The following is a 9,351-nucleotide window of genomic DNA, read 5'->3' on the forward strand; positions in this document are numbered from 1 at the left end:
ACTTGCGGTTTCTCCCCTCGCGCGCGGGGAAAACGTACGCACTGAGCTGCACTGCCTCAATCCGTGATGCGGGTTGTATCGATCCTCACCCACCCTTTCGAGCGGGCGCTACATAAGGAGGGGCCATCATGAAGACCGCAGGATGCGTTTCAATCCTCGCCCGCCCTTTCGAGCGGGCGCTACTTTTTCCCCAGCCTCTTGAGACGCGGGACAAAGGTTTCAATCCTCGCCCGCCCTTTCGAGCGGGCGCTACGTGACAGTTAGTAAACCGCAATGCCCCTTAAGTAGTTTCAATCCTCGCCCGCCCTTTCGAGCGGGCGCTACAGCCTTGCTATCGGCTTTCAGCACCTTGCGCCACGTTTCAATCCTCGCCCGCCCTTTCGAGCGGGCGCTACATGATAAAAGTCCCACATGACTTCATGGATTGCGTTTCAATCCTCGCCCGCCCTTTCGAGCGGGCGCTACACGTGCGAAAACTCGTCATATCCCGGCACACGGAGCGTTTCAATCCTCGCCCGCCCTTTCGAGCGGGCGCTACGGATCGGCCCCGCTGTTTTTGTGCCGTGCGTGGGTGTTTCAATCCTCGCCCGCCCTTTCGAGCGGGCGCTACCGACACGACGCTCAGCGACGTGGACCGCTATCCGTTGTTTCAATCCTCGCCCGCCCTTTCGAGCGGGCGCTACCATCCCTCCCTTGGCATGGCCCCGGCCATCAATTGTTTCAATCCTCGCCCGCCCTTTCGAGCGGGCGCTACTACCACCCCAGGCTGTGCATTTCAGCTTGCATTATGTTTCAATCCTCGCCCGCCCTTTCGAGCGGGCGCTACGTGCGCGGCCACGGCCATTTGGGCCGCGCCACAGGCGTTTCAATCCTCGCCCGCCCTTTCGAGCGGGCGCTACCTTGTGCAACGTTGAACACCGTGTAATAGCGAAGTTTCAATCCTCGCCCGCCCTTTCGAGCGGGCGCTACTGCGTTGCCTTCCCAGAGCCTGAATTCATCGAGTTTGGCTCCGGTTTCCGCGAACCAGCAGATTTCTTGAGCAGCCGCTCCACCGAAAATTTGCCGTTCACCGCATAACTCATTGTGAAATCAAATAAGATCGATCTGCGCGTTCGTCCAGGCCATTCACCATCGCACCATGTTCGCGCGAATCGATTACCGGACCAACGGTTCATCAAAATTGACGCTCCCATCCAATCCATAGACCTGCACATACTTTTCCTTCGGCTCGACGAGCCGATAGATACGAAGACTGTCTTCCGTCTTTTCAATGATCTTTAATAGACGCCGAATCACCTCTTCAAATTGCGCCTCGCTCACTGAACATTCAAAAACCGACTTCTGCACACGCTGACCAAAATCCTGGCAAGCCTGGGCCACCTTCCGCAGACGTTTGCGCCCTGCAGCCGTTTCGGTCGATACATCGTAGCTGATCAGAACATTCATTCAGCGGGGCTACCGATATAGAAACGGCGGATAATTTTCCAGGTCGCCACGGAGCACACGCGCGAGCAGCCGCGCCTGAACATGCGGTACCAATCCCAGCGGCATCTTCTGATCGAGCACCGGGTGGGTGATCTCTTCTTGTTTACGCTTTTGATAAGCGACAATAGCTTCCTTGCGCGCCTCGTCAGTCATTTCGACAGCGCCCCCGGACCGTTGCATGAAATCCTTCGCGCTCACTTGGCGTCGGTTGATCAACGTGAGCACGAGGCGATCAGCCAGGACGCTCCGCAGCTCTTCCATGAGATCCAGCCCCAACGCGGCTCGGCCTGGACGCAGCGCATGCAGAAAGCCGATCTGCGGATCGAGACCCACCCCTTCAGCCGCTGCCACACAATCGTTCATCACCAGCGCATAGAGAAACGACATGAGGGCATTGACAGGATCTGTCGGCGGACGCCGATTGCGGCCATCGAGTTTGAAGGTTTCACGGTCTTCCTTAATCATCCGATCAAACGTGGAGAAATAGTTGCGCGCCGATTCCCCTTCGATGCCGCGCACGGTGTCCACCTCTTTACACTGTGGAAGCCGGGTGACCGCATTTCCCAACGCCTCTGCAGTCGTCCTCAACGCCTCGGAATCTGGTGCAACATCGGCCTCACGCGCGCCACGCAGTACAATCTGACGCGAATTTTGAATTTTCCCCGCTACCATATTGCGCGCGATGGATAATATCCGCGACGAATCACGCATAGCCTCATGCTGAGCGCAACGAAGCAACACGTTCCCACTCACTGGGCCTTCCACCCGCGCCTTGAACCGGCCATTGCGATCCAGTAGCACCACGAACCGCCCGTCTTCCGCACAACGCTGCATCGCCGCCGGACTCATCAGCACGTCACCGAAGCAGACAACTCCACCGAGGTGATGAAACGGCACCTGTAACTTCGTTTCCTTGTGAACCTCGACTCGAAGTGTTTCGTGGTCGGCCCGCACATACGCTCCCTCCGTCGTGATATAGAGCGTGTTCAGCAGTTGATGCATGGCGGTTTCACGGATGAATGGTAAAAAGGGCACGCACCACAGTGCGTGCCCGCTGACCTTCGTCACTCACCGACGGCATACAAACTTCTTGAAGGGAGCACTTGGAACAGCGCCGATCATTCACCGTCGGAGGAAGCTGCTTTGTCGCCAGCATATGGCGAATCGCCTGTACGGCCTGTACAACCTGCGCCCGGAGTTCCGGCGTGCATATCACCTCACGGCGCTTCCGCGAACTATGGTGATAGATCGCCCCGCACGGCACAGCCCGGCCCGTCATCTCCTCCAAGCACATCGCCTGAGCACATAGCTGCAAGTCATCATGCTCCTGCTCCCTGTGCGGCCCGTGCTTGTACTCCACGGGATACGGCGTCTCTCCGTGAAACTCCACCACATCCGCCTTCCCGATCAATCCTAAAGCCTTGGACCACAGAGGCAACGCCCGTTCAATGAACACCCCAGCCCGCTCCTTTGTCTCCGGCTCATCCACCCGCTTATGCACCGCTCGTCCGCGCAACGTGTAGAGATTTTCAACAAACGTCTGCTCAACATGAATCAAAGCACACTGCCGCCGACAGTAGCTCCAATGCTCTATCGCAGAGATCATGATGGGGTCGGCATCTTCGGCCACAACGATCACACCTTCTTTATAAAGGTCACGCCGGCGAAACCTTTGATCGGCCCCTCATCAGGTAAAGTCACGGAATAATCACTGAAGCTTCTTGCTGGACCATCGCCATCATTTGATCGTTTAACTTTTATGAGATCGAACAGCTTGTGGGCGGGGGCATTCCCAAGCTCCGAATCATGCTTGAAAATATAAAGTCCTCGAGTGGCCATTTCGCTCCGAGCCGCAGATCGGTCATGCTCAAACATGGTGGAGAGAGCATCCCAAAGTACGGCGAGGTCGTCCTCAGCGAAGCCCGTCTGCTTTGCAAGAAACGATGAGACAAACCCATGAGCCAGGTACAGCCCGTATGGAACAGTAAACTTGCGTCCCATCGTTCGATTGTCCCCCTGCTGCTTCTCTGCCGCAGCCTCAGTGGTCACTGCCATGCGAGTGATCGAATGCTCCGATGCGACGATCGGATCAATAGATCGCGCAAAGGTTAACTGGATGGGGCCCCGCACTTGCCCGCAATTCACTTTAGTAGTCATGACAGCTCCAAACGCTCGTATGTCAAAAAAGTTGGCACACATCCATTCTCTGGCCTTAAGTACATCCTTGGATTCGATAGCCACGTACGCACGTTCATGCTGCTTATTGAGCACCGCCTTTTCCTTAACGTAAATTTCGAACCGCTTCTTTCTACCCTGAAGCTTTGCCGTAGATTCAGTCTGGTCCGTGGTAAGAGCAACAAAGTTCCGAATTTTTCGTTTGATGCACACATCCGTCACAAGTCCTTGCCCCGTTTCCGCATCGAGTCGTGGCAAATTGCCAGCATCAGGATCTCCGTTTGGATTTCCATCCTTGACATCGAACAGCAGTACAAAGTCGTAGCGATTCTGAATAGCCATGTCTAGTCTCCCTGCTTGGTTTCAGTTGATTTCGTAAACAAGGCATGCCGCTGGTGGTAGTACCCAATGTTGAAGCGACCTTGGTCTGCCAGATTCAAGTGAGATGGGAAATCGTCTACTCCATCCATAATTTCGCTGATGAGACGCTCCAGGTTAACTCTCCGACCACGATTCTCCAATTTGGCGAGATGATGATTCTTGAGCTTCATGAGATTGGACAATACGGTTACAGGCGTGCTGGAGGCTGCACCATAGAAGCGTTCGCGAAGGGTGGCCGTGATGTCGAGGCCCGCTTCCTCCTGGATTTTCTCCAAGACGGCAAAGAGGCGCCCCAGTCGGTACCCAGGGTTCATGTTGGAATGGTCAAGTGACACGGTAATCTCCTTTTCTGAGGTTTGCGCGATGCTAGCCCGACGATTTAAACAAGCCTTGATAATAGCCGCGCGTGGATAAGTCACTTCTCGTTCGGCGCGCACACGGCGTATCGCGCCTTGCATAAGTGTGTCTGGATAGGGAAGACGTCCCATAATAGAGCGCATCACTTCGCCACTGAGATTCGGCGGGATGTTTTTCCTTTGACCCTGAACGGCGACGGCTCGGAGCAGCCGTAATACAGAAAGATGTGGTTTCTCGCGTCGTGATCGGACAATTTCCAGATCGTCGAAGTGTTGTTGAATGCTCTTTGCTAACTCTGCCACCGTTCCCACATGCCAGAAGCGGATCGCGATTCGTGCGGCATTGGGAACAAGTCCCAACACAAAGAACCGAGTTTGGTCGTCGTTGATCGGCGCGATTCCCTGATGGGGCGCTTTATATAAGGCTCTGATTGCGAGAGCACCACGGTCAGGGTCGTCCACAGGGTCGTCCTCAAAGATGTCGGGCAACTGATCTTCCAGCGGGCTTGGCTTGTCTGCCCAGAACACAGTGGAGGCATCGCCAACTTGAAGGTGTTGCCTGCTGTCTTTCCCTAACAGATAGTTGAGCGCGGTGGTATAAGAAAAAGCTGAACGTTTACCTACAGGCGCGTTGCGACCCTGTTTCTTCCCCCATGACTTAAACGCTGGACGATTGAACGATATAATATCGGCGCCGGCTTTTGGCGCACCCATTACACCCTTAATGGGAGCATGCAATCGCTCGATCTCATCAGTATCTCCCGTGATAAGACAAACTCCATCAGGTGTAGCCGTCGTGGCTGATTTGGATACGGCATCGGTTACCGCTTGCCGTTGGCAGATCAACTCGATATCACCCTGAAGGCGGAAGGTTATGTTCTGGTTACTTGTTTGCACCTCCTTCCATTCAGTGAACCGTTCCAGAGCGGTGTAATCATTGTGCTCACAAAACCTCACAACAGCCCGAACACCTTCATCGGCTTGGCAAGGTGGAGGGAGGGACTTGATTTTCCTAATGAATGCTTCCCGTTTATCTTTTAAGTTCTTTCGATACTCGGTCTCTTTAGCCTTGCTTTTCGTCTCAGAAAGTTTTTTGGAGTTCGGCAGTCCAAGGACATATTCAGCATTACCCCAAAGCAAATTTGCCACAACGTTGCGGGTTTTCTTTACTCTTTGGGGAATGTAATACGGTTTGCCTCGTTTCTTATTTCCTTCCTGCTTACGAGTATCTTCGATCTGAACCACTGAGCCGCTCGTGTTTACTTCGATGACAAACGGGATTTCTTTCCACTCAAACCCCTCGCGAGGAAGATCAGTCTTTCGTTGGTAATAGTCGTACAGTGATTGCAGGATCATCCCCGGACCTCCTCACTCTCCCAAGCTGGCACATGAACAACGCCATTATCCAAACGGGCAGGAAAGAAACGCGGTTTGGGATCAGAGGAGTTACTGTGGTCCAGATCATAGAGCATCCAACCGAGCTCCTTCGTTACGTCGATCGGTCTTGGCTCGTTTTTCAGGTCCTCTACCAACCGGAACGCACAGGCGAACTCACGACAGCCCAGGTACGGTTGATTGACACATTGGCCGTGGAAGGCCCGCCGCTCAAACATATTCATGAACTTGACCGTGTTGTTCTCAGGTAGTGCAAGCAGATCATCCTCACCCCTGTTGATTGGCACATTGGAGAGATGTGGGAAGTGCGGCTTATGAAATCCGGGGTCCCGGAGTTCGAAGTAGGCATGGATACGGTAGGCCACATCGCGCAGAAATAGTCCAGCGCGTTGCTGACGCTCATTTTCTACGTAAAGTCCTAAGTTGCCGGAGCCAGCCCTCATCGCAGCCTGGACATTCCTGGTGGTGACTACGGCTTTAACTTCATTGCGACGGACACTAATCCACTTGATAGGTTTCAGTACTTCGATCTTGGTCACCCGCCAGCGGATAGCTGGTTTCCAGACAATTGATTCAAACACTGCCCGCGCCGCTGATGGGGTCATCACATCATAAGAGACCCGCTCGACCTTCATCTCTGGCCGCGTAAAGCAAGCAAAGTCTCCTGACACTTCAAGACAATAAGATTTGGCCATAGAATTCCTCACCCGATTAATTGTTCAGCAGCCAATTGGCCGTCGGTAGTCACACCAACCTTGTCGTCGTATAAGGTGCTGACCGTCTGTGCGAAGATTCCAGACCAGACCTCCTCAACTTCATTAGTCGCAACCAGTTCGTCCACCACACGGCGAGGGAGATTTACGCTGTATCGCTGCAACTTACGCATCAGCGGCCGGTCCGGCCCATCCTTCTTGAGCTTTACAATCAGCGACTGACTTTCTCCATACCAGACAAGGATGGCTTGGCTTTCTCCATCGTCGATGAGGTTGAACCTATCGGCAGCAGTGCGAAATTGGATTTTTAAGCTCCGTGCATCACTCGTCAGCAAATCATCGATACCGTATTTGTCGAGCGAGTCCGCCCTCACGTAGAAATGCTCGAAATACTGAGTGAACAACTCTCTCGCCATGGGATCATTGGTGCTGCCGCTTAAAAGACTCACGGTGATTTGCTCCGCACGACGGAGCGCACCTGGAGGCGAAGACTTGGGAGGCACAAAGACGACGACTTTACCGCGATCTAACTTTCCTTCCCGATTGCAGCGACCGGCTGCCTGTGCAATCGAATCAAGACCTGAAAGGGCGCGGTAAACAACAGGGAAGTCGATATCTACACCAGCTTCAACTAATGGTGTGCTGACGACTCGTGTAGGGACTTTCTTTTCCAACCGCTCTCGAAGGCCGGCAATGATTTGAGATCGGTGTTCACCGCACATGGCTGCAGACAAATGGATGGTCCCCTCCGGCATGAGCTGGTGTAAATCTCGGCAATCACGTCTGGTATTAACTACAGCCAGGACTGAGTCATACGACTTCAACTCGGCCGCAAGGTCTTCCCATCTACGCCGAGCGTGGAAATCTTCCGGCATCTTTACGGTTACCCGTTCCAGATCACGATAGAGCGCATCGGGATCCCCCATGATTTCACGGACGTTATTAAGACCGTTGAACACCCACCCAAAACCTTCACGTGATTGCAGTGCCGGTTGGGTTGCCGTTGCGAGCACGAACGTCACGCCATAGTGTTGCGCTAAGAGATTGATGGTATTCAGAATAGGCTGCAAGAACTCAGCATTGAGTAGCTGCGCTTCATCCAGCACCACGACACTGTTGACGATGTTATGAAGTTTACGACAGCTGGAAGTTCTGGCAGCGAATAGGGATTCCAGGAACTGCACGTTCGTCGTGACGATAACCGGAGCATCCCAGTTCTCGGTTGCCAAGCAGCTCTTGGCCGTTTCCTTTTTTGGATCGAGATTACTGTGATGTTCAACGACATTTTCACCTAATATGTCTCGGAAAATTTCTGCCGTTTGCTCAATGATACTGGTATACGGGATGGCATAGATGACTCGATGCTTGTTGTGATGGATCGCGTGATTTAGTGCAAAGGCCAAGCTGGACAATGTCTTCCCACCACCAGTCGGAACGGTCAACGAGTAGATGCCGGGCAGATTGGACGCCCGCTCGCGACACTGACGAAGAACCTCAGCGCGCACCTGGCTCACAGGTGTCGGCTTAGCCTGGGCCATAAGCTGAGCCATGTGCATGTCCAATTTGTTGCGTAGCTCCGTGACTGTAGAAAATGCCCCTCGCGATCGCTCCTTCTCACCACCCATGAACTTCGCTGCATCGAGACGGTCGCCATCAACAAGACAGGAAAACAACATCCGCAGCCATAGAGCGACCCCTTGCGTGCCCCCTGGCGGTTTGGTGCCTGGTATAATTTTAGGGCGAAGCACATCAGGGGGAATGGTCACATCGGAGATGGCTCGCAAGTGCTGCTCATCCTCCAACCGTTGAGATAGAGAGGAAAGGGGGTATTCACCAGAAGAGTACCAGTCCGGCAAGCCAGCGTGATGACCGGCAATAAGATAGGCTAGAAGCCTCCCCGCCCCGCCATCAAGTTCCTTAACGGCATGAAGCGCTCCTGCGGAGGAGTGATTCACCCGCCCGTTGCCACCCTCAATGTGGGCCTCCTCCCGATTAAAACCACTCTCCCGAGAAATATAGCCTTGGAAAGCCGGGGAATACTTCCCAAGGTCGTGCCAGAGCCCTGCAAGTCGTCCCCAATCTGAATGACCAAAACTTGACGCAAATTCCCCCGCAAGATCAGCGACCGCACGCAGATGGTCTTCAAGATGGTGAATATCGAATGACCCGTCGTCGTTCCGCCGCACACGGGCTATCGCGGGCTTGCAACCGTCTTCCGGACTACGGTCCACCATCTATGACCCCTCTGATTATTCAGCGAGTCTGGTGAGTACGGTGATCCGTTCCCGGCCGTACGCATTGCTGGTCGAGTCCGGATCGTAGGGATTGGTGCTCAGCGTGATTACTGAAGGGGCTCCCAGCGGGGCCGTAGGGGTTGGCGCTGAGATCTCTGAGGTATTCAGCGTGTACCAGCCCTGGGACTAGGAAAGATAGTGGCAGCATGAGCAGTTTCATGCGCACCTCCTGGCTATCACGCTGGTTAAGGGTAGGCCGATCGCGCAGGAGTGTCAAGGCGGGGCTTTGCGTCCAGGAACCCGACAGGAGGGGACATGGTTTAGAAGATAAATATCGTCAACGAGACTGCGCTCAAAGTGGCAGCAAAGGCCCTTGCCGCCTACCTCGAACGCGAAAAAGCTATACTTTCGGTAACACTCGCAGAGTTGAGTCGGCAGCGGAGCGGTTCCGTCAGCCTTGAACCACCTGAACTGACGGTGGGAAATATGGAGCTGGCGAGAGGAATCGAACCTCCAACCAGCGGTTTACAAAACCGCTGCTCTGCCATTGAGCTACGCCAGCCCGGCGAAAGTTTCACACATTTTTGGGGCGCCCGCAAGGGATAGCCTCCG

Annotated in this window: 7 protein-coding genes, 1 tRNA gene and 1 CRISPR repeat array; all 8 genes read right to left on the reverse strand. The window is 54.2% G+C overall.

Annotation, left to right across the window (positions count from 1 at the left end; translation table 11 throughout):
• Positions 1-75 precede the first annotated feature (75 nt).
• A CRISPR array of direct repeats spans positions 76-969; the repeat unit is 37 nt; unit sequence GTTTCAATCCTCGCCCGCCCTTTCGAGCGGGCGCTAC.
• Positions 970-1,155: 186 nt separating this feature from the next.
• The 8 genes from cas2 to FJ147_24910 all read right to left on the reverse strand — a co-directional run bounded on the left by cas2 (position 1,156) and on the right by FJ147_24910 (position 9,301).
• Positions 1,156-1,446, reverse strand: coding sequence for a CRISPR-associated endonuclease Cas2 (gene cas2 / locus FJ147_24875; protein ID MBM4259120.1), 291 nt, complete (start codon positions 1,444-1,446; stop codon positions 1,156-1,158).
• Positions 1,447-1,455: 9 nt separating this feature from the next.
• Positions 1,456-2,487: a type I-C CRISPR-associated endonuclease Cas1 gene (gene cas1c / locus FJ147_24880; GenBank protein MBM4259121.1), complete on the reverse strand. Its 1,032-nt coding sequence runs from the start codon at positions 2,485-2,487 to the stop codon at positions 1,456-1,458.
• Between the two features lie 7 nt (positions 2,488-2,494).
• Positions 2,495-3,091, reverse strand: a complete 597-nt coding sequence (gene cas4 / locus FJ147_24885) for a CRISPR-associated protein Cas4 (GenBank protein MBM4259122.1) — start codon at positions 3,089-3,091, stop codon at positions 2,495-2,497.
• A 29-nt stretch (positions 3,092-3,120) separates the two neighbouring features.
• Positions 3,121-4,002, reverse strand: a complete 882-nt coding sequence (cas7c, locus tag FJ147_24890; protein ID MBM4259123.1) for a type I-C CRISPR-associated protein Cas7/Csd2 — start codon at positions 4,000-4,002, stop codon at positions 3,121-3,123.
• Positions 4,003-4,004: 2 nt separating this feature from the next.
• Complete coding sequence (gene cas8c, locus FJ147_24895) at positions 4,005-5,753, reverse strand: type I-C CRISPR-associated protein Cas8c/Csd1 (protein ID MBM4259124.1); 1,749 nt, start codon at positions 5,751-5,753, stop codon at positions 4,005-4,007.
• Positions 5,750-6,487, reverse strand: coding sequence for a type I-C CRISPR-associated protein Cas5 (gene cas5c / locus FJ147_24900; protein MBM4259125.1), 738 nt, complete (start codon positions 6,485-6,487; stop codon positions 5,750-5,752). Before cas5c ends, cas8c begins: the two co-directional genes overlap by 4 nt.
• Before the next feature lie 8 nt (positions 6,488-6,495).
• Entirely contained in the window at positions 6,496-8,739 is a 2,244-nt protein-coding gene (gene cas3, locus FJ147_24905) for a CRISPR-associated helicase Cas3' (protein MBM4259126.1), read from the reverse strand.
• A gap of 487 nt (positions 8,740-9,226) precedes the next feature.
• Positions 9,227-9,301 (reverse strand) — tRNA-Thr (locus tag FJ147_24910).
• Positions 9,302-9,351 lie beyond the last annotated feature (50 nt).

It is taken from the genome of Deltaproteobacteria bacterium (genome assembly GCA_016874775.1).
In the GTDB taxonomy this organism is placed as follows: Bacteria; Desulfobacterota; Binatia; order Bin18; family Bin18; genus VGTJ01.

Coding starts and splice junctions, on each gene's coding strand:
- cas2 (MBM4259120.1), bottom strand. CDS start 1,446: ATGAATGTTCTGATCAGCTACGATGTATCGACCGAAACGGCTGCAGGG.
- cas1c (MBM4259121.1), bottom strand. CDS start 2,487: ATGCATCAACTGCTGAACACGCTCTATATCACGACGGAGGGAGCGTAT.
- cas4 (MBM4259122.1), bottom strand. CDS start 3,091: ATGATCTCTGCGATAGAGCATTGGAGCTACTGTCGGCGGCAGTGTGCT.
- cas7c (MBM4259123.1), bottom strand. CDS start 4,002: ATGGCTATTCAGAATCGCTACGACTTTGTACTGCTGTTCGATGTCAAG.
- cas8c (MBM4259124.1), bottom strand. CDS start 5,753: ATGATCCTGCAATCACTGTACGACTATTACCAACGAAAGACTGATCTT.
- cas5c (MBM4259125.1), bottom strand. CDS start 6,487: ATGGCCAAATCTTATTGTCTTGAAGTGTCAGGAGACTTTGCTTGCTTT.
- cas3 (MBM4259126.1), bottom strand. CDS start 8,739: ATGGTGGACCGTAGTCCGGAAGACGGTTGCAAGCCCGCGATAGCCCGT.